This window comes from Ornithinibacillus jepli (assembly GCF_047228935.1).
Classification (GTDB): domain Bacteria; phylum Bacillota; class Bacilli; order Bacillales; family Amphibacillaceae; genus Ornithinibacillus.
This window is the reverse complement of the sequence record NZ_JBFEGG010000001.1, coordinates 1196844-1219841: the sequence shown is the minus strand read 5'-3', so window position 1 is coordinate 1219841 and position 22998 is coordinate 1196844. Positions and strand designations below refer to the sequence as shown.

The 22998-nt window shown below is 33.3% G+C and carries 29 protein-coding genes and 2 riboswitches; of the genes, 14 read left to right on the top strand and 15 right to left on the bottom strand.

Annotation, left to right across the window (positions count from 1 at the left end; all coding sequences use genetic code 11):
- Nucleotides 1–39: 39 nt before the first annotated feature.
- Both AB1K81_RS06365 and AB1K81_RS06360 read right to left on the bottom strand, forming a co-directional pair.
- On the bottom strand, nucleotides 40–594 hold the full coding sequence (locus tag AB1K81_RS06365) for a hypothetical protein (protein WP_412975787.1): 555 nt from the start codon (nucleotides 592–594) through the stop codon (nucleotides 40–42).
- A 22-nt stretch (nucleotides 595–616) separates the two neighbouring features.
- Nucleotides 617–826 (bottom strand): hypothetical protein, encoded by a 210-nt coding sequence (locus tag AB1K81_RS06360; protein ID WP_412975786.1) that lies wholly within the window; start codon nucleotides 824–826, stop codon nucleotides 617–619.
- A 175-nt stretch (nucleotides 827–1001) separates the two neighbouring features.
- Here AB1K81_RS06360 and rpmG point away from each other — a divergent pair, with 175 nt between their 5' ends.
- The 4 genes from rpmG to AB1K81_RS06340 all read left to right on the top strand — a co-directional run bounded on the left by rpmG (nucleotide 1002) and on the right by AB1K81_RS06340 (nucleotide 3710).
- Entirely contained in the window at nucleotides 1002–1151 is a 150-nt protein-coding gene (gene rpmG, locus AB1K81_RS06355; protein WP_026681152.1) for a 50S ribosomal protein L33, read from the top strand.
- A gap of 75 nt (nucleotides 1152–1226) precedes the next feature.
- Entirely contained in the window at nucleotides 1227–1784 is a 558-nt protein-coding gene (locus tag AB1K81_RS06350; protein WP_412975785.1) for a 5-formyltetrahydrofolate cyclo-ligase, read from the top strand.
- 81 nt (nucleotides 1785–1865) lie between these two features.
- Complete coding sequence (locus AB1K81_RS18550) at nucleotides 1866–2051, top strand: hypothetical protein (protein WP_489685621.1); 186 nt, start codon at nucleotides 1866–1868, stop codon at nucleotides 2049–2051.
- A 108-nt stretch (nucleotides 2052–2159) separates the two neighbouring features.
- Nucleotides 2160–3710 carry a rhomboid family intramembrane serine protease gene (locus AB1K81_RS06340; RefSeq protein ID WP_412975783.1) on the top strand — a complete coding sequence of 517 codons (1551 nt, stop codon included), beginning with the start codon at nucleotides 2160–2162 and terminating at the stop codon, nucleotides 3708–3710.
- 18 nt (nucleotides 3711–3728) lie between these two features.
- On the opposite strand, the gene AB1K81_RS06335 is transcribed toward AB1K81_RS06340, so the two are convergent.
- Nucleotides 3729–4562, bottom strand: coding sequence for a hypothetical protein (locus AB1K81_RS06335; protein WP_412975782.1), 834 nt, complete (start codon nucleotides 4560–4562; stop codon nucleotides 3729–3731).
- 135 nt (nucleotides 4563–4697) lie between these two features.
- On the opposite strand from AB1K81_RS06335, the gene AB1K81_RS06330 reads away from it, so the two are divergent.
- The 4 genes from AB1K81_RS06330 to AB1K81_RS06315 all read left to right on the top strand — a co-directional run bounded on the left by AB1K81_RS06330 (nucleotide 4698) and on the right by AB1K81_RS06315 (nucleotide 9451).
- Complete coding sequence (locus AB1K81_RS06330) at nucleotides 4698–6155, top strand: spore germination protein (protein ID WP_412975781.1); 1458 nt, start codon at nucleotides 4698–4700, stop codon at nucleotides 6153–6155.
- A gap of 84 nt (nucleotides 6156–6239) precedes the next feature.
- Nucleotides 6240–6455: a YqgQ family protein gene (locus AB1K81_RS06325; RefSeq protein ID WP_412975780.1), complete on the top strand. Its 216-nt coding sequence runs from the start codon at nucleotides 6240–6242 to the stop codon at nucleotides 6453–6455.
- The gene (locus tag AB1K81_RS06320) at nucleotides 6448–7410 is read left to right on the top strand and encodes an ROK family glucokinase (protein ID WP_412975779.1); all 963 of its coding nucleotides are present in this window, start codon (nucleotides 6448–6450) and stop codon (nucleotides 7408–7410) included. Before AB1K81_RS06325 ends, AB1K81_RS06320 begins: the two co-directional genes overlap by 8 nt.
- Nucleotides 7411–7570: 160 nt before the next feature.
- On the top strand, nucleotides 7571–9451 hold the full coding sequence (locus tag AB1K81_RS06315) for an LTA synthase family protein (RefSeq protein WP_412975778.1): 1881 nt from the start codon (nucleotides 7571–7573) through the stop codon (nucleotides 9449–9451).
- 25 nt (nucleotides 9452–9476) lie between these two features.
- On the opposite strand, the gene AB1K81_RS06310 is transcribed toward AB1K81_RS06315, so the two are convergent.
- Nucleotides 9477–9659: a DUF2759 family protein gene (locus AB1K81_RS06310; protein ID WP_412975777.1), complete on the bottom strand. Its 183-nt coding sequence runs from the start codon at nucleotides 9657–9659 to the stop codon at nucleotides 9477–9479.
- Between the two features lie 174 nt (nucleotides 9660–9833).
- Between AB1K81_RS06310 and AB1K81_RS06305 the strand changes: the two genes are divergently transcribed.
- Entirely contained in the window at nucleotides 9834–10460 is a 627-nt protein-coding gene (locus AB1K81_RS06305) for an MBL fold metallo-hydrolase (RefSeq protein ID WP_412975776.1), read from the top strand.
- Nucleotides 10461–10511: 51 nt separating this feature from the next.
- On the opposite strand, the gene AB1K81_RS06300 is transcribed toward AB1K81_RS06305, so the two are convergent.
- The 8 genes from AB1K81_RS06300 to comGA form a co-directional block, all read right to left on the bottom strand.
- On the bottom strand, nucleotides 10512–10754 hold the full coding sequence (locus tag AB1K81_RS06300) for a DUF2626 domain-containing protein (RefSeq protein ID WP_412975775.1): 243 nt from the start codon (nucleotides 10752–10754) through the stop codon (nucleotides 10512–10514).
- Between the two features lie 135 nt (nucleotides 10755–10889).
- The gene (locus AB1K81_RS06295) at nucleotides 10890–11261 is read right to left on the bottom strand and encodes a hypothetical protein (protein ID WP_412975774.1); all 372 of its coding nucleotides are present in this window, start codon (nucleotides 11259–11261) and stop codon (nucleotides 10890–10892) included.
- On the bottom strand, nucleotides 11233–11649 hold the full coding sequence (comGF, locus tag AB1K81_RS06290) for a competence type IV pilus minor pilin ComGF (protein WP_412975773.1): 417 nt from the start codon (nucleotides 11647–11649) through the stop codon (nucleotides 11233–11235). The genes AB1K81_RS06295 and comGF overlap by 29 nt, the downstream gene beginning before the upstream one ends.
- Nucleotides 11630–11968: a prepilin-type N-terminal cleavage/methylation domain-containing protein gene (locus tag AB1K81_RS06285; RefSeq protein WP_412975772.1), complete on the bottom strand. Its 339-nt coding sequence runs from the start codon at nucleotides 11966–11968 to the stop codon at nucleotides 11630–11632. Before AB1K81_RS06285 ends, comGF begins: the two co-directional genes overlap by 20 nt.
- Nucleotides 11955–12428 carry a competence type IV pilus minor pilin ComGD gene (gene comGD, locus AB1K81_RS06280; RefSeq protein ID WP_412975771.1) on the bottom strand — a complete coding sequence of 158 codons (474 nt, stop codon included), beginning with the start codon at nucleotides 12426–12428 and terminating at the stop codon, nucleotides 11955–11957. Before comGD ends, AB1K81_RS06285 begins: the two co-directional genes overlap by 14 nt.
- Nucleotides 12373–12687 carry a competence type IV pilus major pilin ComGC gene (comGC, locus tag AB1K81_RS06275; protein WP_412975770.1) on the bottom strand — a complete coding sequence of 105 codons (315 nt, stop codon included), beginning with the start codon at nucleotides 12685–12687 and terminating at the stop codon, nucleotides 12373–12375. Before comGC ends, comGD begins: the two co-directional genes overlap by 56 nt.
- Nucleotides 12688–12700: 13 nt before the next feature.
- Entirely contained in the window at nucleotides 12701–13753 is a 1053-nt protein-coding gene (gene comGB, locus AB1K81_RS06270) for a competence type IV pilus assembly protein ComGB (protein ID WP_412975769.1), read from the bottom strand.
- Nucleotides 13716–14726 carry a competence type IV pilus ATPase ComGA gene (comGA, locus tag AB1K81_RS06265; protein ID WP_412975768.1) on the bottom strand — a complete coding sequence of 337 codons (1011 nt, stop codon included), beginning with the start codon at nucleotides 14724–14726 and terminating at the stop codon, nucleotides 13716–13718. Before comGA ends, comGB begins: the two co-directional genes overlap by 38 nt.
- 95 nt (nucleotides 14727–14821) lie before the next feature.
- Between comGA and AB1K81_RS06260 the strand changes: the two genes are divergently transcribed.
- Together AB1K81_RS06260 and AB1K81_RS06255 are read left to right on the top strand one after the other, a co-directional pair.
- Entirely contained in the window at nucleotides 14822–15337 is a 516-nt protein-coding gene (locus AB1K81_RS06260) for a shikimate kinase (protein WP_412975767.1), read from the top strand.
- Between the two features lie 31 nt (nucleotides 15338–15368).
- On the top strand, nucleotides 15369–15554 hold the full coding sequence (locus AB1K81_RS06255; RefSeq protein ID WP_412976125.1) for a YqzE family protein: 186 nt from the start codon (nucleotides 15369–15371) through the stop codon (nucleotides 15552–15554).
- 67 nt (nucleotides 15555–15621) lie between these two features.
- Here AB1K81_RS06255 and AB1K81_RS06250 read toward each other — a convergent pair whose 3' ends face one another.
- A complete protein-coding gene (locus tag AB1K81_RS06250; protein ID WP_412975766.1) occupies nucleotides 15622–16413 on the bottom strand; it encodes a YqhG family protein in 792 nt (263 codons plus the stop codon).
- A complete protein-coding gene (locus tag AB1K81_RS06245) occupies nucleotides 16403–18067 on the bottom strand; it encodes a DEAD/DEAH box helicase (protein WP_412975765.1) in 1665 nt (554 codons plus the stop codon). Before AB1K81_RS06245 ends, AB1K81_RS06250 begins: the two co-directional genes overlap by 11 nt.
- 157 nt (nucleotides 18068–18224) lie before the next feature.
- Nucleotides 18225–18325, top strand: a riboswitch (glycine riboswitch).
- Nucleotides 18326–18328: 3 nt separating this feature from the next.
- A riboswitch (glycine riboswitch) is annotated at nucleotides 18329–18409 on the top strand.
- 90 nt (nucleotides 18410–18499) lie between these two features.
- Here AB1K81_RS06245 and gcvT point away from each other — a divergent pair.
- Genes gcvT through gcvPB form a run of 3 tightly spaced genes read left to right on the top strand, consistent with a single transcriptional unit; the run spans nucleotide 18500 to nucleotide 22435 of the window.
- Complete coding sequence (gene gcvT, locus AB1K81_RS06240; RefSeq protein WP_412975764.1) at nucleotides 18500–19612, top strand: glycine cleavage system aminomethyltransferase GcvT; 1113 nt, start codon at nucleotides 18500–18502, stop codon at nucleotides 19610–19612.
- Between the two features lie 17 nt (nucleotides 19613–19629).
- On the top strand, nucleotides 19630–20979 hold the full coding sequence (gcvPA, locus tag AB1K81_RS06235; protein WP_412975763.1) for an aminomethyl-transferring glycine dehydrogenase subunit GcvPA: 1350 nt from the start codon (nucleotides 19630–19632) through the stop codon (nucleotides 20977–20979).
- Nucleotides 20972–22435, top strand: coding sequence for an aminomethyl-transferring glycine dehydrogenase subunit GcvPB (gcvPB, locus tag AB1K81_RS06230; RefSeq protein ID WP_412975762.1), 1464 nt, complete (start codon nucleotides 20972–20974; stop codon nucleotides 22433–22435). The genes gcvPA and gcvPB overlap by 8 nt, the downstream gene beginning before the upstream one ends.
- A 167-nt stretch (nucleotides 22436–22602) precedes the next feature.
- On the opposite strand, the gene AB1K81_RS06225 is transcribed toward gcvPB, so the two are convergent.
- Nucleotides 22603–22974: a rhodanese-like domain-containing protein gene (locus tag AB1K81_RS06225; RefSeq protein ID WP_412975761.1), complete on the bottom strand. Its 372-nt coding sequence runs from the start codon at nucleotides 22972–22974 to the stop codon at nucleotides 22603–22605.
- Between the last annotated feature and the right edge of the window lie 24 nt (nucleotides 22975–22998).

Genomic DNA, 22998 nt, shown 5'->3' with positions numbered 1-22998 from the left:
AGGGTATTAGGGAGAATTCCCTAAAACCTCTTCTTCTTTTTATTTTGTAAGTGCTTCTGCTATTTCGAAATAGCTCATATCACTTGATAAAGTGAATTGTCCAAGCTGGATTCGGTTTGCATAACCTTCATCTTCTAAATAAGAAATAAATTCACTAGAACTATCTATAATACCATTTGATTCAAGTTGGTTGCTGATTGTTGATGAAGGCATACCAGCTTCGATAGTTAGTGTATAGGATTTTGCAGTTGGTTCTTGTTGCTCTGTTTGATTAGCGGAAGATTCTTCACTTTGGTTATCAGTAGATTCTTCTGTAGAGCTCTTATTGTCATCAGATTCGTCTTTATCAGAAACTTCTTCTGTTTCAGAAGCAACTTCAGTTTCTTTCTTATTCACTTCACCATCCATAGATAAAGAAATATATTCTGTTTCTGTTAATACACGATATCCTTGTTCTTTTAATTCGTTAACAACATCTTCTATTGGCATTTCTGAAAAATCTTCTTTAGAGCTACTTGTGAAATAGTTAATTACTAACATAATAAGGGCAGCTGTAAAAAGACCAATTGCAAATGCACGTATGGTTTGTTTCATGTTCTCCACCTAACTTTAATTATTAATAGAAATCAGCTTCTTGATATTCTTCTGTAAGTAGTTCCTCTTCCAAAACTTTTACTTTCTTTTTAAGCTGGTACGTTTCTTGCATTGTCGAAATTGATAATTGCTCGATTTCACTCTCAATTTTCTCAAAACGATCGTTTAAGAAAAAAGAAGCAATGAATAAAGCTACTGCAATCACAACAATCGTTATTCCTGCGATAATCATTTACTTTACCTCCATTCATATACATACTAGTTATATCACACAATTCGACATGAGGAAACCATAAATTTTTTCCATAGACTTGATTGATTGTAAAACATCTGCTATTATTAATAAGTCTGAAAAGAACTAATAGATGCGATTAATGCAAGTTTACTATAAGTTTGGAGGGAAAAACATGCGCGTAAACATTACTTTAGCTTGTACTGAAACAGGAGATCGTAACTACATTACAACAAAAAATAAGCGTACAAATCCTGAGCGTATTGAGCTTATGAAATATTGTCCACGTCTTAAAAAACATACTTTACACCGTGAAACGAAGTAATCTTTCACAACAAAGGCTTGCTCTTAATATAATATAGAGCAAGCTTTTTCTTTAAAAAAAATTAGGGGTGTGGGTATGCAAAAGGATGAATTAAGAAAACAAATCATACAAATCTTAACTAAGTTATCTGAACAAGAAAAAAATCAAATCGAAGAAAAACTTCGATATAACTTATTCCATTCAACATTATGGAAAGAAGCTGAAACAATTGCTATAACGATGTCGCAAGGTTTCGAATGGAATACAAAACCAATTATAGAAGAAGGTTGGAAGCAAGGAAAAGTGATAGCTGTTCCAAAGTGTTTCCCTAAAGAAAAAGAGCTTATTTTTTACCGCTTACATAGTTTTCATGAACTTGAAACAGTCTACTACAATTTATTGGAGCCAAAGCCTACAGAAAAGAATAGATTGTCTAAGAGCTCTTTGGATCTAATTATTGTACCAGGAATAGTATATGATTCTAATGGTTATCGGATTGGTTTTGGTGGAGGTTATTATGACCGTTTTCTTTCATCCTTTAATGGAGAAACCATTTCAATATTAAGTGAAAAGCAATTAGTCGAAAGTGTGCCTTCTGAAGCACATGATATAGCAGTTAGGCATCTCGTTATAGAAGAAGGTTTTATAAAATAAATTCTATAAGAATATTTTTTGCTTAAAGAAGAAGACTATAAACACCAACCTTTAAAAGGGGTGTTTTATTTGAGAGTTTTTATGATGCTAACAGCTATCATCGGTGTTCTATCTTTTATATATAAATGGAGATATAAAATCATGAACGCCATATTAGCTGTCAGTTTCTTAAGGAAGTTAGCTGTATCTATATCCATGAACTTACCCTCTATTCGGAAAAATATTCTTCCTAGTATCTTTAAGGAAACCACAGATTCAACAACTTAATGCATGTTGGAAAAGGGCTGTATATACAGCTTCTTTTTTATTTGCTAATTTTTAAAAAAGGTATTTATTATTTTATTTTGATATGATGTAAAAAGGGGAGGGGAATGAATGAACCATAAAGAGAACTACATTATGTATTCGATTGCCCATAAATTAGTTAATGAATATGGTTATGAAATTTTATATTTAAATAATAAGGCAGAAGAAATTTGGCTTGAGAAGTACGAAAATAAAGCTTCTACCGTTTTAAGAATATCTACAACAGGTTTTGATTGGAAAAACCACTTAAAGAAAGATATTGCCATTGTTTTTCAGAAAATCGGTGCAATGCGAAAATTGTTACGGGGTAAAGATATAAAAGTACATAATGTTTATATTTCCCCACATACGCCAATTGATAGTTGGGAAATGCTAAAGAAACCTTTGACATTTCAAGATAAAAAACCTATTTTAATGAACATATATTATTTAACAGGTGATGACGTTTTTGCTGAGCAAAAGCGTCTTGAAGAAAATATAGGTGTTACAGTATCGTACGATGAAGAAAGTATAACGGATGAATTGATGGAAACGTCTATCCAACGATATAAAGTCGACCTTTATAAGCGAATTCAAGAAAAACAGAAACAAGATCAGCGAATTTTCAATTATGGTAAGCCATTATTTACCTATCTATTAATAGCGATTAATGCGATACTTTATTTACTAGTAGAATTAAATGGCGGAAGTCAAGATAATAAAACATTAATTGATTTCGGTGCAAAGTATAACCCTTTAATCGTTGAAGGTGAATGGTGGCGTATTATATCCTCGATGTTTTTACATATAGGATTTTTACATTTTGCTTCGAATATGTTATTCCTTTATTATTTTGGATCATTAGCGGAAAAAATCTATGGATCAACTAGATTTTTTATTATTTATATGCTAGCAGGAATAGGTGGTGGATTAGCTAGTTTTGCCTTTGTTACTAATATATCCGCAGGAGCATCTGGTGCTTTATATGGGTTGTTTGGTGCGTTTATCTATTTTGGAATATTCCATAGACGTATTTTTTTACAAACAATTGGAAGAGATGTTTTAATGCTGTTAGGAATTAACATACTTTTAGGGTTTATTTTACCCCAACTAGACGTCTATGCTCATATGGGCGGACTAGTTGCTGGTTTTATGGCTGCTGGTATTGTGCATTTTCCTAAAAAAAAGAATGTTCCCTTGCAGATGATTACTTTCATTATTTACTTAGTGGCAATTATAGGAGTATGCATATTCGGCATTCAGCATAACGAAACTGATCCTAGTTATCATTTAATAAAAATAGATAGTTATTTACAAGATGAGCAATATGAAAAAGTAGTAGAAAGTGCGACGCTTGGTTTGAAAAATCCTGGAGAATATAAGGGAATGTTGTTATTCCAGAGGTCATATGCCTATATTCAATTGAATGAATTAGATTTCGCAATAGCTGACTTAGAACAATGTATTCAGTTACTTGAAAATCCGAAAGATCTTCCAGAGGCTTTTTCAAACCTGGCCATTCTATACCTAGAAAAAGGGGATCAAAGGGCAGAAGAAATGATTGAAAAAGCCTACCAAGCAAAACCTACAGATAATAAAATGAAAGAACTATACGATGTAATTAAAAATAATGGTGATTAAGTATAATGTATACTTTAATCACCTAGTTTTTTGTATTAATCTATTCATTTTGCTATTCATTTCATATAGTACATATAAGTGTTCACCGTTTTTATCTAATAAAATTAATGGTATATAACTGGTTAGCTTTTCTTTAGAATCAATAAATGGTATTAAATAGTTTTTATATATTCCCTCCCATAACTGCCCCATAATACGATCTGTATCCTCTTGATTAAATCCTGGGAATGGTTTTTCTTGAAATTGGTAAAGGCTTGTTAATGGTATGCTGTAATATTGATTGATGTCTATATTGTAATGGCTCCATAATTTTTGCCATCGTGGTAGTATGTTATTTTTAGTTTTTGTATCCAATTTCTGATTGATTAATGGATTTGATTTTTCTCGAGATAGTCCAATAAAATGATTATCTTTCTTCAATACATAGAATATCTCATGTGATAATTTCTGAATACTATTGATTACATCATCATGATGAATTTCACCATAATGAAATGAGATAGCTTCCCATTTCTTATTATCATTTGCCTTAATACTTTCGGTAAACGTGATTGTGTCCGTATTCTCTCTCCACTTACTTCGCATCCCATAAAGTTCTCCGTCAGCGAATAGTAAGGATACATCTTGTCTTAAATACAGTGGAGTCTTAGACTTGGATTGTACATTCCAAGTAAGGCGATAACCTTGTTTTTCAGTTGAAGACAACTCTAATGAAGTTGAAGCAGAATCGAAGCTTGTCCCATAATCTATTGGAAAATACGTAATAGTTGGTGCACTTTTCAAATCCTTTACGTAGTAGATTCCAATAGAAGTTACAATTAAGAAACTTAGGACTATTAGCACATTTTTCATAAACGTCCATCCTTAGATAAATTTATTTCTTCATTCATATGTAAAGATGTACTAGTTTATGAATGGTCTACCATGAATAGAATTGATAGGTACGTATAAACTATGGCTAACATTAAAGATTTGCATGGAGGGACTATGGAAAAGGAAAAACAACCACTATTTTCATCATTTGATCAAAACAATTCCTATATGCAAGAAAGGTTACAAGTTGATAAAAATTTTGATATTGTCAATCTGGATTTAGAGTATGCGGAAAGAAAAATGGCAATGTTTTTTATTGATGGCTTTGCTAAAGATGATATTCTACATTTATTAATGAAATTTTTAGCTGATCTCGACCCGGAGGATCTCAAGCCAGATGCTTTAACAAAATTAATGAAAAGATATTTACCTTATGTAGAATTAGAGGAAGTAGATGATTTAAATCAGGCGGCAGATACAGTTTTAGGTGGACCGACTGCATTACTAGTTGATGGAATTAACAAAATCATTATTATTGATGCTAGAACTTACCCTGTCCGATCACCAGGAGAACCTGATTTAGAAAGAGTTGTAAGAGGTTCAAGAGATGGATATGTCGAAACGATTGTTTTTAATACTGCATTGACAAGAAGAAGGATACGAGATCGTTCATTACGTATGGAATATATGAAAATTGGTAGAAGGTCCCAAACCGATATTTGTATTTGTTATATAGAAGATATTGCGGACAAAAGTAGAGTAGAGGACTTAAAGAGTAAATTAAAAGAAATTGATACGGATGGTCTTCCAATGGCTGAGAAGACGATTGAAGAATATGTAAGTGGGAGACATTGGAACCCATTCCCGAATGTTCGGTATACGGAAAGACCAGATACTGCAGCAAGTCATTTATATGAAGGTCATGTTCTCATCATTATCGATGGTTCACCTAGTGTGATGATTACTCCAACAACTTATTGGCATCACTTACAACATGCAGAGGAATATAGACAAAAACCACTTGTCGGGGCATACCTTCGCCTCGTAAGATTTATTGCTGTATGGGCATCTATTTTTATCTTACCGCTATACTATCTATTTTCAACAAATCCTGAATTATTACCAAGTGGAATGGAATTTATTGGATTAAAAGAATTAGGTGTAGTTCCTATATTACTTCAGTTTGTCATTGCTGAAATCGGAATAGATATACTTCGAATGGCGGCAATACATACTCCAACATCTCTAGCCACAGCAATTGGTTTAGTTGCAGCTATCTTAATTGGACAAGTAGCGATAGAGGTAGGTCTGTTCTCTTATGAAGTTATTTTATATTTAGCAGTTGCAGCAATTGGAACTTATGCTACACCGAGTTATGAAATGAGTCTTGCAAATCGGATAGTACGTTTGTTTTTATTACTATCCACAGCTGCATTCGGTGTCAACGGTTATATGATAGGAACGCTTCTTTGGTTACTATATACCATACGAATGAAATCCTTTGAGATTCCATATTTTTGGCCGGTCTTACCATTTTCGTTTCGTGCTTTTCGTGACGTTTTTATTCGAACGCCAATACCATTAAAACGAAAGAGACCTACGATTTTACACCCACAAGATCCAGACCGATAAGTAGAGGTCTTGGGTCTTTTTATTTTGCAAAGAAATTTATATCCCTTTTTAATATATTTGGTATAATATAGATTGGTGATTTTTATGAATTCAATTTATGATGTGCAACAACTCTTAAAAAGGTTTGGTACATTCATTTATACGGGAAATCGACTCGTAGATTTAGAGTTAATGCAAAATGAGATTAAGGAAATGTATACATTTGGTTTAATTAGTGTAGAGGACTATAGATTAGCGCTTTTACTTCTACGACAAGAAATAAACATACTAAATTCTAAAAAAGGTGAGAGACATGAATAAATCAATAATTGTTGGAGTAGATATAGGAGGTACTACTGTTAAAATAGGTTTACTAAAAGACAGTGGTGAAATTATGAAGAAGTGGGAAATAGATACAAAGAAGTCAACTGACGGAACGACTGTCATTAATGATATTTGGGAATCGGTTTTAGTTAAACTGAATGAATTAGCTATAGATTTAAATGACGTTTTAGGAATTGGCATTGGAGCTCCCGGTTTTATTGACGGTGAAAAAGGGTATGTGTATGAAGCAGTAAATATTGGTTGGCAAGAATTCAAACTTTCTGACTATATGTCTCGTAAAACTGGCTTACCAGTTTTTGTTGAAAACGATGCAAATATCGCAGTTTTAGGAGAGAACTGGTTAGGTGCAGGTAATTTGGCAAGTGATATTATAGCCGTTACTCTAGGTACAGGTGTAGGTGGCGGACTAATAGCTGGAGGAAAAATCTTAAATGGGGTAAACGGCACTGCAGGAGAAATTGGTCACATTACAGTTGAGCCAGATGGACATAGTTGTAATTGTGGTCGAAGGGGTTGTCTAGAGACGATATGCTCAGCAACTGGAATTGTTCGTCAAGCGAAAAAATATATAGAAGAAGATTCTACAAGTAAGTTGGCTCAATTAGAAAAGAAAAATGGAGCAATTACAGCTAAAGATGTATTTGAATTGGCGGCAGTTGGCGATAAGGATAGTATTCAAATCGTTCAGCATACGGCAGATGTACTAGGTTTCGTTTTAGCTAATCTAGCCGTCACCATAAACCCATCGAAAATAGTAATAGGTGGCGGAGTTTCTAAGGCGGGAGATTTATTATTACAACCTATTAAAAATTCATTTACAAAGTATGCTTTGCCACGAACTAGTGAAGCATGTGAAATACGAATTGCAGAATTAGGAAATGATGCTGGAATCATTGGTGCAGCTTATTTAGTGAAGGAAAATATTTCCTGATAGGTAATTTTTCTCCTATTAAATGTCATGTTTTTGAAACTTTTTTGTGATTTAACACGTCTTATATGATAGCAAGTTTATTTTGCACGATAAGTATGCCGTTACGATTCTAGCTGGAAAAAGCATATAGTAAAGCAGTAGTTTCTTAGGAGGAAATGTTATGAATATTAAAGGAATAAAGCTTCCTTTATATGTAGTAGCTACACTATTATTTGGTATTAAAACATATCTTGTTTATCGATTCTTATTTACACTTGAATTGGAAAACACGATGCAAGAGTTTATCTTATTCGTAAACCCATTCGTTTCAGCATTTTTAATATTTGCTATTAGCGTTTGGATAAAAAGACCTGAAAGACAAATGAAATATTTACGTTATACAATCTTACTTGGTACACTTATTATTTATGCAAATCTAGTATTCTACCGGTCTTTCTCCGATTTCATTACCATTCCACAATTAATGCAAGGTGGAAATATGGGAGATTTAGGATCTAGTATTTTATCGTTGATCAAAATTTATGACATACTTCTATTTGTGGATGTTGTTGTTATTTGGTATTTAAGTAAAAAGCATCAAGAAAGAGTTGTGACGAATTATCCTCGAGGTGGGAAAGTATGTGCCCTTGCATTATCTTTAGCATTAATGGTAGGAAATTTCTTTTTAGCAGAGATGGAAAGACCACAACTTTTTACAAGAGCGTTTGATCGTGAATATTTAGTTAAGTATATTGGGTTATTTAATTACCATGTGTACGATATAGTTCTGCACTCTAAAGTCAAATCACAACACGTTTTCGCTGATGGAAGTGAGTTACCTGCAATTGAAGATTATGTTGATAGTGTAATAGCTACAGGTGATAAATCAGAACTTTTTGGAGTAGCAGAAGGTAAAAACGTTATTCTAATTTCTGCGGAATCGTTACAAAGCTTTGTTATTAACAATACGGTAAATGGTCAAGAAATCACACCATTCCTTAATAGTTTAGTAGATGATGAAGATACGTATTATTTTGAAAACTTCTATCATCAAACTGAACAAGGAAAAACATCCGATTCAGAGTTTTTAACTGAGAATTCTCTTTATCCTTTACCTAGAGGGGCGGTTTTTTACACTCATTCTCAAAATGAATATAAAGGATTACCAGAAATATTAGGGAATGAAGGGTATTATAGTACTGTTTTTCATGCCAATAATGATAGCTTTTATAATCGTGACCAAATGTATCCAAGTTTAGGGTATGATTATTTTTACGATGTAGAGGCATACGAAGTAAATGATAACAATAGTATAGGTTGGGGATTAAAAGATAAACCATTCTTTGAACAATCCATGAAGTATTTGAATACGCTTGAAGAACCTTTCTATGCAAAGTTTATAACACTTACGAATCATTTTCCGTTTGAATTGGATGAGATGGATAAATCAATCGATCGTTATGACTCGAATTCGAATACCCTAAATAACTATTTCCCAACTGTAAGATATATGGATGAATCAATTGAGGAATTTTTCCAACTTCTTAAAGATTCAGGGGTATACGAAGATTCAATAATCATTATTATGGGAGACCATTACGGGATAAGTTCAAACCATAATAAGGCGATGAGTATGTATCTTGAGAAAGAGGAGATTACACCTTATGATCATGTTCAACTGCAGCGTGTACCATTGTTCATTCATATTCCAGGACATGGGAAAGGTGAAGTGAAGTCAACCATTGCTGGTCAAATTGACATGAAGCCGACAATCTTAAGTTTACTAGGTATTGAGCATAAAAATGATATATACTTTGGTAACGATATGTTCGCTGAAGATAGAAAAGAATATATTGCTCTTCGAAATGGTGATTTTATTACGAAAGATTATGTCTATACAAATGATAGCTGCTATGATTTTAGTAGTGGAGACATTATAGAAGAAGAGTCTGCTACCAAAGCATGTATGGCGCTCAATGAAACGATTAAAAAAGAATTAAATTATTCTGACGATATTATATACGGTGATTTATTCCGATTTGTTAATTTTGATGATAAATAAAAAAAGCTGCTACGGCAGCTTTTTTTTATAATGAATCCTTTATTACTGATATGATTGTACTTACTGAGAAAAATCCAAATACCAACACTGTTAGTGCAGAAAATACTAGTGCTAAAAAGTTACGATATTTTAGTTGACGAATAAATGATACTACAGCTACAATTGCAACTACTAGAAACATAATACCCAAAACTATATGTAATGACATCGTTACTGTAAACCTCCTTATGCTTTTGTTTCATCTTTGTTTGTTTAATAAAAACATTTATATTAATATGTATCATACTACCACATTTATTCTAGTATAAAATTATGGTTTTGTCGAGAATATCACACAATATTTCTAATTTCTTCACATTCAAGAAAAAGAGGGTGTAAATAAATGGAGATTAAGCATTTTTCGTTAGGACCTTTGGGTACAAATTGCTATATTTTAATGAAAGAAAAGAAGGCTGTCATTATTGATCCAGGAGGAGAAGGGGACAGGCTAATTAAGTGGTTTACTGAAAATCATATTACCCCTATTGCAATTTTGTTAACTCATGCGCATTTTGATCACATAGGTGGGGTTGAAGAATTACGAACAACTTATAACATAAAGGTTTACATGCACGAGAAGGAGAAGCATTGGTTAGAAGACGCAAATCTTAATAGGTCTATGCTTTTTACTGGAGAAAAGATAGTCACTACTCCACCAGATGCTCTAATAGAACCAGGTCATTTTTCTGTTGGTCCTTTTAGCTTTGAAATACTATATACACCGGGGCATTCTCCTGGAAGTATCAGTTATTTCGTTGAAGAACAAAAAGTTATATTTAGTGGTGATGTATTATTTAATCGAGGGATTGGAAGAACGGATTTACCTGGTGGCGAATTTTCTGTATTATATAATTCAATTCAAACGATGCTATATAAATTATCTAATGATATTACAGTATACCCTGGACATGGTCCAGAAACTACTATAGGTGATGAAAAAAAATATAACCCGTTTGTAAACAAATTTTGAGCAAAACAAAAACCCTGCGATAATTCAATATGTAAGCAGGGTTTTTGTTTTTTAATGCCCGAAACCAGGCACTAAAATAAATTCTGAATACCATGTAAAACCTATCATGAAAACAGTACAATAAGCTCCGAACAAGTACATATACATACGCTCAGATAATTTTAAGTAACTTACTGTTAGGAAGAATACCGTCTGAACTAGGAATAGTAATGAAGTGTTAACCATACCACCGACAAAAAACATTACTGTAAAAATTCCAGTCCAAAAGGCAAGGACTCTAAACATTCTGTCCATAATTTCCCCTCCTTTTCGGTGACGTCATCAATGTTATTATATACAAGTCAATCCATAATGTAAATGAAACATATGCGTAGTTTGAAATTTATTTACAAATAGTAAGGTATAGTTACGTACTATAATAAAGAGGATTCATTCATATGTTGATGTTTTTAACGTTTTTGTGACAGTAGAATAATATTCCTTGTCTGTCTCAATTTTAAAAAGTATATGATTCATATCTTCCACTTCTTCTAATGTAATCATAACTTTGCCATTAGGAAAATGGTATTCAACTGTTTCACTATTAATATTTTCTAAGTACTCTTTTTTATACTTTGTATATCCCATTTGGAATAGGGTTTGCGATTTGACTTGTTCTATTAAATTGTACGTCATTTTTAGATCATGCTGAAGGGAAAAAATATTTGTAGAAAAAGTTAGTAATACGACAGTACATACAAGTAATACAGAAGGGAACATAAAGCCATTTTCTTTAAGGATAAAAGACAATTGTTCTCTCATACTGATCTTCCTTTTTTGTATTTACAATTACATTAATACCATGATGAAGGGAGGATACTTGAAATGATGTTACGTCACGTAAGTATATTTCATGACCTTTTCCATTTACTTGTCTTCGTATCACATCACCATATTTTTCAAATACTATTTCATCTTCATTATTATAAGTTAGAAAAACTTTTTCTGGTGTAGTGCGAAAAGTAAGTGCTTGATTTACTTCTTGTTGTAACAAGTTAAAAAATTGTTGTATTGATAATTCATCATAATAGGATTCTTGTTTAAGTGAGTTATAAATTGCTGCCATTATAGGTATAGTGATCATGAATGCAGTCAAAATGAATAGTTGGTTTAGCAATGTAAATCCATTTTCAAAACTCTTGTATTCCATAAAGGCAGATCTCTTCCTCTCGGTTCTTTATATTTGTCCATTTGGCACACCCTTGAATGATATTACTTTCTAATAACGTAAAACCGAATGTTACCTCTATGTGTTCAACATTTCGTTTAAATTGACTAGATGTCATCCCATTCCATATCACTGTTTGTAATTCATCATATAATTGATAGGTAATGACTCTTTTGTGACTTAGAATCTCTCTTTCGTAGGAAACAAAAGAGGATAATGGTACTAACGTAATGCTGAGTACTATTAGTATGGCTAATGAAACTAAAACCTCCGTAATGGAAAAACCGCTATTGTTTTTCAATATAACCACGTCCTTTACCAATGGGAAAGACAATATTATACGTGTTTTTTGGGGTGTTGATTTGAAAGGTACCTGCTCGCCTGATTGAACCGTTTTGATTAAACGAAATAGTCTGAAGTGTACGTGTGTTGATTTTCCAACCAGTTGGAAGCCTTCGTTCAATATGTTCATTCTTCTGACCGATAAGTGTGTAACTGTTTTGGTAAAGAATAATTCGTAAGTACTCATCTTTTACACCTAGTGATTGATTTTGTAAATATAAAATATCGTATTGTAATCGAGCAAAAAATTCCTTTTCTGTTTTGCTTTCTAACAAAGAATGGGTTACTGGTACTGTAAACGATAGGATAATAGCCATAATGGAAAGAACAACTAATATTTCTACAAGAGAATATCCTAGTTGGTTATTCTGATTGGGGTGCCGATACTGTTCCATTTTCTGCATTGTACTCCAGCTCATTATTTGAGCATTCCTTCTGGTTATTACGGATATATCCTTCTTCTACCAGCACATCAAGATTAGATGGATATTCATAGGATTCTAAATAATACGCATCAATTTGAGTTTGGACTACTGAAACTAATGCATCACATCCTTTATTTTGAACTTCTTTACTTTTACTTCCTAAGTTAGGGATGATAAGAATCATTAAAACAGAGACTATCATTAAAACGACTAACATCTCGATTAATGTGAAAGCATATTGGTTTTTAAACATAACTAGTTCTCCTTTAAATAGTGTTAATAAATTGATACATTGGTAGCATTAGTGATAAGTAAATCAGGATGATAATCAAGCCTAATAAGATAAAAAATACAGGCTGAATATATGTGATAATATTTACAATCTTGTCATTTAGTTCATCTATTAAAAATGTAGAATAAGTAGCTAGGTCTTTCTCTAATGACTCTGAATTACTATTTTTTTGAAATATGGATGTCAGTTGTGGGCTTAAAAAGGTTAATTGTTCCATAATAAGTGATATAGGAAAACCTTGATTTAAACCATTTATTAATTGAGTTGCATAATAGGAAAGTAACGGTAGCTTTGTTTGTTTAGAAAGAATGGTGAGAACATCTTTAATTGGCAATCCAGTTTTTAATAAGGTTTCTACATGAGTTGAGAATAGGAAGGATGTATTCAATTTTACATAACCACGATATATTGGAAGCATATTATAAAGTTTAATTTGGAGTTCAACCGGAGTTTTTGGTTTCATATGTGTCCATAGAAAGTAAATGGTCAGAGATATCAAAATTACCATAATAAATCCATAGTAAATAAGGGAAGAAAAGGTTATGGTTGTATTAATCATATGGGACTCTTGATTGTTTTGTTGGAAAAGGGATAGAAGGTTAGGCAAGACCTTATGTTGAATGAAAAAGAAAACCATTGAGAAAATGATAATTAATATAATAGGATAACGAATTACTTGCGTAAATTTTTTCAAATGATTTAATCGTTGTTCATAAATATGAAGACATTTATTAAGATTGGCTTCTAAGTTCGCATGTTCTTTCGCAAAATATAGGTAAGTCGTGATGATAGGATGAAAGGATAGTTTTTCTAGTGATTTATCCAATGTTTCACCAGATTTTAGAAGGATAATGACTTGTTCTGCAACTGACAGTAGATTCTTATCCCACTTCATCGTTTCTAATGCTTCTATTAATGGGTAGCCGTTCGAGAGCGACCTAGACAAACGTTTCAAAAAAGTTAACTGTGTTGTTGTTTTTAATCGTGGTTCATAAACTTTTGTAAGTATCTTCTGTAATAAATCCATACCGTAATGCCTTCTTTCGTAAATAATCAAACGAATGTTTATAATACGTAAGATCAGTTTGTTTGCTAAAAATTATATTGTTTAATAAGTCTCCATCCAAAATCTCTAATATAGCAGCCCTTTTCATTTTCGGATTACTCGATATAATAGGCAATAGCTCTATAGAAGAAATACCTATTAGCGATTGATCTAATTCTATTGGAGTTAATCCCATTTCCAGTAAACGGTGAATTGTTCCTTGAGTATTCTTTGCATGTATGGTACTTAAAACTAAATGTCCTGTTAATGAGGCTTCTAATGCAAATTTAGCTGTTCCACGATCTCGTATTTCTCCAACCATAATAATGTCAGGGTCATGTCTAAGTGCTGCCTTGAGCCCGGTTTGATAAGAAATCCCAGCTTTCTCATTTACTTGAACTTGTAAAATATCTTGAATATTTTTTTCTATAGGATCTTCTAGCGTAATCGTCTGATATGATTCATCCTTTAGAGCAGATTCAAGTAAAGCATATAAAGTCGTCGTTTTACCACTGCCAGTTGGACCAGAAATAAGGATTAGACCTGATCGCCGATTCATCCATTGTTTTAGTTTAATTAGTTGTTCCTTAAATAGAAATAATTGCTCAAGTGAAAGGTTTTGATTTTGTGGGAGAATGCGGATAGCTAAGCTTTCTAATTGATTAACTGGTAAGGTGGAAAGTCTTAAAGAAAATTTCTCACTATTTGTTGAATGAAGTAGTGTTCCATTTTGGGGCTTTCTAATTTCACCAATATCCATACCTGATGTAAACTTATAGTAAGTAAGAAGGGATTCATAAAGGTTTCTTGTTATTGATTGATAGAGAGTTCTTTTTCCATGAATACGGAAATAAATAGTAGTGTTTGAATCGAAGGGATAAAAATGAATATCCGAAGCCTGGTTTTCAATAGCTGCACTAAGTATATTTTGTGAAAGTGTCTCGGCTTTACTCAAATAAACAACACCTCCTTCATTGTATATTTTTTTATTCGACATAAACTCGCTAATTCCTTCTTTTTTTATTAAAAATTTTTTAAAGGATGTATAAAATGAAACAACTTTATTTAATTGGCTTTATGGGAAGTGGAAAGTCGACTGTAGGTCAATATACTAGTGAAAAATTAAATGTAGAATATGTAGATTTGGATATGGAAATTGAAAGGATACAAAGGAAAAAAATAGTAGATATATTTAGAGAAGAAGGTGAAGAGACTTTTCGTACATATGAAACCGAGACGTTAAAAGCTGTCTGGGATAAAGTATTAGTTGCAACTGGAGGAGGAGTTGTGGAAAGAGAAGAAAATATAAGATACATGAAAGAAAAAGGAAAATTGATTTATCTGAAGACGTCCTTTACGGTCATACAAAAAAGATTGAGGAGGGACCATAGTCGTCCTTTATGGAAAGATACTAATCAAAATGAAGCACTTTTTAATAAAAGAACTACGCTTTATGAACAGGTTGCTGATTATGTAATTATTTGTGATGACAAATCGTTAGATGAAATAGTAGAAGAAATTGTAAACATATATACGTATAATGGATTTTTATCATGTGAAGAATAAAAATAATCTTTATATAAAAGGGGTGGTAAGAATTAAAGGAAATGATTATGTGAAATTTATGACACAGCAAGTTGTATCTTATATGGATCTTCCAAAAGAAGAACGTAGACAGAGAAGGATTGAACAAAAAGCAAATAAACCACAACCACCAATTGGTAACAAGTGGTTTGGTGTGTTACCTTTAGCTATTAAATCCATTTTTAAGCGTGCTCAATGAGGGTGTCTTTATAGTAGGGTCTGAATTGCATGTGCTCAGACCCTAATTAGGCATCCTTATTAATTAACTATAAATGAGACTTTGTATTCGTGTTTAAATAGAAAATTCCTCCGTTAATTACTTTAATATCTACCTTAGGTTGATAGCGATCTTTTAGATCCTGTAGCTCTTTCTCCATTTGATTCAAGTCTTCTTTTCGATCTCCTTCATAAAAATGTTTTATTAATTCAATTTCATTATCTAATTGCTCAAGAGACTCTTTTGCCCAATCATGATCGTTATCTTGTATATATTGATTGATAACAGATAATATGCGATTAAAACCGCTTTTCGGCTTGATAATTGGAGTAATCGTGTAACAATAATCAGATATCTGCATTTGAAAATTCTTAGTTAGCAAGGAATCCATCATTTCTGTTTGCATGATTCCATTAATCAAATTTAACCCAATTGAAAATATCTCATCTTTTTTAAGCTTTCCAATATAACTAATTTTTATATTAACAACTAGCCAAGGGTGTAATGGAGTATTTTGATTTGTATGAACCACTTCGAAAACTCTTGTAAATCGCTCGTTTTCTTTTAAGTGATTTAATATCTGTTGTAGTCTAGGACTACCAAAATGGATTCTTTCTCCCTTTTCTTCTAAAGAATCTTGATTCGTAATAAGAGTAAGCTGCATTGGGTCACCTTCTCTACCCATTTTCTTTATGTAATGCCAGTAAAAAGGCCTGTTCATTAACGCTCGGTCCATCTCTTCATTTAATTGAACCTTTAAAACACCATCGTGATTGGAAATGATGTCACAATGATGAGCAGTGAAATAGTCTTCTAAGAAAGAATTTAAGTTAATTGCCATATTGAGACTCCTCTTGGAACGTATTCTGATGTGTATGATGGATAATTGATGCTAAGTTATCTAGTTTAATCTTCATTTCCCCAGTAGAAGACGATTCGTTCATTATACTCTGTACTTCATCTTCAAAATTATCAATATTTAGTTCAGCCAATATAGCATCCAAATGTCCAATTACTTTTTCAAATAATGCAATCTTCTCATAAAGTAATGTCATAATATGTTCCTCCAGTGTATTACGGATGGCAAAATTATAAATGTATACATCTTTTTCTTGTCCATAACGGTGAATTCTACCAATTCGTTGTTCTAACCGCATTGGATTCCAGGGGAGGTCATAATTTATCATGAAATTACAAAATTGTAGATTAATACCTTCCCCACCAGCCTCTGTAGCAATTAACACTTGTGCTTTATCTTTAAAAAGTTGCTTCATCCAATCTTTCTTTCCTCGTTTAAATCCTCCCCGGAATGGAACAGAAGTAATACCAAATTGTTGTAAATACCATTGAAGATATAGCTGAGATGCTCGATACTCAGTAAAAATAATGACTTTCTCATCCCCAATTTGTTTAATTAAATCCACAACTTTTTGTGCTTTTGCGTGATGTGGTAATTGTCCAATTTTATCTATAATAGGCTCCAGAACTTCTCTTCCTTGATTTTCCTCATCTCTTATAAATTTTTGAAGAGAGAGGTAGCATGCTTCTCTTGAAGAACATAGCTCACGTAAGAAGGTAATCTTTGAAAAAGAAGAAAACGGCTGGAAAGTACGATCGAGCTCATTATAGACGTCATATTCTTCAGGAGTAAAATCAACCCACACTGTTTCAATATGACGTTTTGCCTTATCAAGCAGAGTATCTTTCCTTGTATTTCGCACCATAACTTTTTGTACAAGCTGCTTTAAATAGACATCCTGATTTAATCGTTTTCGGTCTTTTCCATATTTCTCTAAAAATGATTCATAATTTCCTAAATGACCTGGTTTTAAAATCGAAACTAAGTTGAAAATTTCAATCAATTGATTTTGAACTGGGGTTGCGGTGAGTAACAAGCAATATTTTTTCTTTAATGCCCGTACAAATTCATAGTTTTTCGTTTTATGGTTTTTAATTTTATGTGCTTCATCAATAAGGATAAAGTCATAATTTATATCTAAAATCGCTTCTCTGTGTGGAGAACGTTTAGCTGTATCTATCGAAGTAACAATAATATCGTATTGATCCCACGGGTAAGATTTTCGAAAAGTTGCAGCTGGAATGAAAAACTTCTCATTTAATTCTTTAACCCATTGATTTACCAGTGAAGCCGGTACAAGGATAAGCACTTTTTTTACGAGCCCTCGGATCATGTATTCTTTTAAGATAAGTCCAGCCTCGATTGTTTTTCCTAATCCAACTTCATCAGCCAAAATAGCACGGCCATTCATTTCTTCAATGGCTTGTTTAGCAGTTTCAATTTGGTGTGGTAGAAATTCCATTTGTGGTAAAAACTCCAAAGCTCGTAAACCATGAAAATCTTTTGTAATGGTTGTAAGTTCAGCACTATATGCCATTTTAAATAGCTCCCAAGATGAAAATGGACCATCCTGATCTAACTTTTCTTCTAACGTATCAATAAAGCTTGAATCGTAATTGATTTCTATAGGTTTCATTCTATACTTCCTTTATTCAGTAGTTTCCTATTCGTCCTATTAAATATAAAGGATACATTTTAATAGTTGTGTGGTATAATGAAAGCGAAATCTTAAGGGTTAAGTTAAAAGTTTTGATACATAGTATAACCAAAAGTGAGAATTTCATAAGACGCGGATGAATACAGGGGGAGAGATTACTCTTCGTTGTACGATTAGTAACGCCGAAGGAGCAAGCAATTATGCGAATCTCTCAGGCAAAAGAACTTCTGTAGGACGCACCTCTGGAGAGTGTTTACATATGTAAACCACCCACGAAGCACGCATTTTTTAAATGCTAAACTTTCTGGTTACAGGACAGAGACAGTATGAAAAAGGGAGGAATTAGCCCCTTATTATACTGTCTCTATTTTTATGGGGAAAAATTAGAAAATTATAAAGGGAGTGGAAATTGTGAGTGAACTGAAAAGAACCCCAATTTTTCCGGAATATGAAAAGCTTGGGGCAAAGACAATTGACTTTGGTGGATGGGATTTACCAGTTCAATTTTCTAGCATCAAAGAAGAACATGAAGCAACAAGAACAAAAGCGGGCTTATTTGATGTTTCCCATATGGGTGAAATTTTAGTAACAGGACCAAAGGCAAAGGATTATTTACAATATGTTACGACTAATGATGTATCCAAATTAGTACCGAATAAAGCACAGTATGCTTTGATGTGTTATGAAGATGGCGGTACAGTAGATGATTTTCTAATTTATATGCTAGGAGATTGTGAATATTTAGTTGTGGTAAATGCAGCGAATACAGAGAAAGACTTTGAATGGATGGTAAAAAATAATCAATTTAATGAAGACGAAGTAACTATTCAAAATGTTTCATCGGAATTTGCGCAGCTAGCATTACAAGGTCCAAAAGCAGAAGAAATCTTACAAACTATTACGAATATAGATTTAAGCACTATCAAATTCTTTAGATTTGAAAAAGAAGTTTATATAAATGGGGTACAAAACCCAGTATTAGTATCAAGAACGGGATATACAGGTGAAGATGGTTTTGAATTGTATATCACAAGTGATGAAGGACCGAAGCTTTGGAACATAATTCTTGAAGCTGGGAAAGATAAGGGTATATTACCGATCGGACTAGGTGCAAGAGATACGCTTCGTTTTGAGGCAAATTTACCATTATACGGTCAAGAAATATCTGCTAAGATTACTCCAATTGAAGCAGGCCTTGGTTTCGCAGTTAAAGTTAATAAGGAAGCTGAGTTTATCGGAAAAGCAGTATTAAAAGATCAAGTGGAAAATGGAACGAAACGTAAACTAGTTGGAATTGAAATGATTGATAAAGGTATCCCTCGTAATGGGTATGAAGTTTTACACGGAAATGAAGTTATTGGGTTTGTTACTTCTGGTACACAATCACCAACGTTACAGAAAAATATTGGGTTAGCGTTAGTTAAAACAGAATTCGCTGAACTTGGAGAAGAACTTGAAATACAAGTTAGAAAACGTAGATTACGTGCTAACGTTATTTCTAGAAAATTTTTAAAACAAGATTAATAGGGGAGGGAATGAAAATGGATTTTCGTTATTTACCAATGACAGAAACTGATAAACAAGAAATGCTTAACACAATTGGCATTTCTTCTACAGATGAATTATTTTCAGACATTCCAGAAAAAGTTCGCTTAAAGGAAGCTTTAAAATTGAAAGCTCCTAAAGGTGAAGCAGATTTAAAAAAAGAACTCGTACAAATGGCTAATAAAAACTATAACCTAAGGGAATATACATCTTTCTTAGGTGCAGGGGTATATGATCACTTTATCCCTTCTGTAGTAGACCATATTATTTCTAGGTCTGAGTTTTATACTGCATATACGCCATACCAGCCTGAAATTTCACAAGGGGAATTACAAGCTATTTTTGAATTCCAAACGATGATCTCAGAATTAACAGGTATGCCAGTTGCTAACTCGTCTATGTACGATGGTGGAACTTCACTTGCAGAGGCCGTAAACTTAAGTGCTGGTCAAACTAGAAAGAAAAAAGTATTAGTATCTAAAGCAATTCATCCAGAGTCTCAGGCTGTCATTGAAACATATGGTAAAGGTCAAAATTTAGAAATTGTCTATATTGATCATTTAAATGGGCGCACTGATTTGGATCAACTTGCGAGCAATTTAGATGAAAATACAGCTAGTGTTGTGATTCAATATCCTAACTTCTTCGGTCAAATTGAACCTTTAGCAGAAGTTAGAAGATTATTAGATAATCAATCTAAAGTAATGTTTATTGTATCTAGTAATCCATTAGCTTTAGGCTATTTAACGCCACCAGGTAAATTTGGTGCTGATATTGTTGTTGGAGATACACAAGTATTTGGAATTCCAGCCCAATTTGGTGGACCACATTGTGGATATTTCGCTACAACGGAGAAGCTAATGCGTAAAATTCCTGGCCGTTTAGTAGGTCAAACAACGGATGAAAATGGCCTGCGTGGTTTTGTTTTAACGTTACAGGCTCGTGAACAACATATTCGTCGGGATAAAGCAACTTCTAATATATGCTCTAACCAAGCATTGAATGCTCTCGCAAGTGCTGTAGCGATGAGTTCAATTGGTAAACACGGCTTACGAAAAATGGCAGAACTTAATATGCAAAAGGCTCGTTATGCTAAGCAAAAATTTATTGAAGCAGGGTTCGAGGTTTTAGTTGAAGGTTCCTTCTTTAATGAGTTTATCGTGAAACTACCAGTTTCAGTACAGATTGTTAATAATAAATTATTGGAAAAAGGAATTATCGGTGGCTATGATTTAGCTACTTATTATCCTGAGCTTGAAGGTCATATGTTAGTTGCAGTAACAGAAATTCGTACAAAAGAGGAAATAGATACTTTTGTAAAAGAATTGGGGGATATCCATGAGTAATCAAGATTTTGCCTTAATTTTTGAACGTAGTAAGGAAGGTAGAGTTAGCTATAACTTACCTGAAATAGATGTACCTATCGTCGATTTAGATGCTGAACTAACAGATACGTATGTAAGACAAGATGCACCTGATTTGCCTGAAGTAAGCGAATTAGATATTATTCGTCACTACACAGGATTATCTAATCGAAACTATGGTGTTGATTCTGGCTTCTATCCATTGGGATCATGTACGATGAAATATAATCCAAAAATCAATGAAGATGTTGCACGCCTAGACGGATTTAGTCATATACATCCATATCAAGATCCAAAGACTGTTCAAGGAGCACTTGAAATGATGTTTGACCTGCAGGAATCGTTAAAAGAAATTACTGGGATGGCTGGCGTTTCACTTCAATCGGCAGCTGGTGCACATGGAGAGTGGACCGGACTGATGATGATTCGTGCGTTCCATGAAGCAAATGGGGATTATCATCGTACGAAAGTTATTGTTCCAGACTCTGCACATGGTACTAATCCAGCTTCTGCTACTGTAGCAGGTTTTGAAGCGATTACTGTAAAATCTAACGAAAATGGTCTTGTAGATTTAGAAGACTTAAAACGAGTAGTTGGAGATGACACTGCAGCCTTAATGCTTACAAATCCAAATACACTTGGGTTATTCGAGACAGAAATCCTAGAAATGGCTGAGATTGTTCACGCAGCTGGTGGAAAGCTTTATTATGATGGAGCGAACTTAAATGCGATTATGGGCTATGCTCGTCCAGGGGATATGGGATTTGATGTCGTACATCTTAACTTACACAAAACATTCACAGGCCCACATGGAGGTGGAGGACCAGGTTCTGGTCCGGTTGGAGTTTCCGAAGAACTAGAGCCTTTTTTACCAAAGCCTTTAATTGTGAAACAAGATGATTTTTACACATTTGAATATAATCGTCCACAGTCAATCGGTCGTGTAAAACCATATTATGGTAACTTTGGTATTAACCTTCGTGCTTATACGTATATACGTACGATGGGTGGAGAAGGACTTAAGAAAGTAAGCGAGTATGCGGTATTAAATGCTAATTATATGATGCGTAAACTAGAAAAAGCCTATGATTTACCATTCACACAGCATTGTAAACATGAATTTGTGCTTTCTGGTAGAAGACAGAAGAAGCTCGGTGTACGTACATTAGACATCGCAAAACGTCTTTTAGACTTTGGATATCATCCTCCAACTATTTACTTCCCACTAAATGTCGAGGAAGCATTAATGGTAGAGCCAACAGAAACGGAGACCAAGGAAACATTAGACGGATTTATTGATACAATGCTACAAATTGCAAATGAAGCGGAAAATAACCCTGAAATCGTCCAAGAAGCCCCCCATAATACAGTAGTTAAGCGGATGGATGAAACAACGGCTGCTAGAAAACCGATTTTACGTTATTATAAAGAGAAGTAGAATATTAATGCGTCATAAGATATTATCTTGTGGCGCTTTTTTTAATAGTTGTTTTTGAAGCTAGCAAGAGGCAATTATTCCAAAATAATGAAGAAACATGGATTTATTTAAAACAAAAATAAAGAAGCCTAAAATTCGAGGCCTCTTTATTTTTGTTGTAGATAGTACTAACCTTGTTTTACTTTTCCGGTCCACTTTTTAAATCCACCTTTTAACTGGTAGATATCTTCGTAACCTTTTTTATGAAGCAATTGTGCAGCTCTAGCAGAACGTGCTCCGCTTTGGCAATAAAGGTAAACAGGCTTATCTTTACGAATCTCAATTAAACGTTGTTTCATTTGGGTTACTGGAATATTTCTAGAACCTAGTATGTGACCATTTTTGAATTCCTGCGGCTCTCTAACATCAATTAGTTGAGCTTTACGGTAGCCTTCACGAAATTGATCTTCTGTTAAAGTTTTTAAATAAGTTCGTTGTCTAAAGTAACGAAACACTGTGATTACGATAAGAATGATTAGTGCTAATAAAAGATACTCCATCTATTAATCCCCCGTCTTTCCATT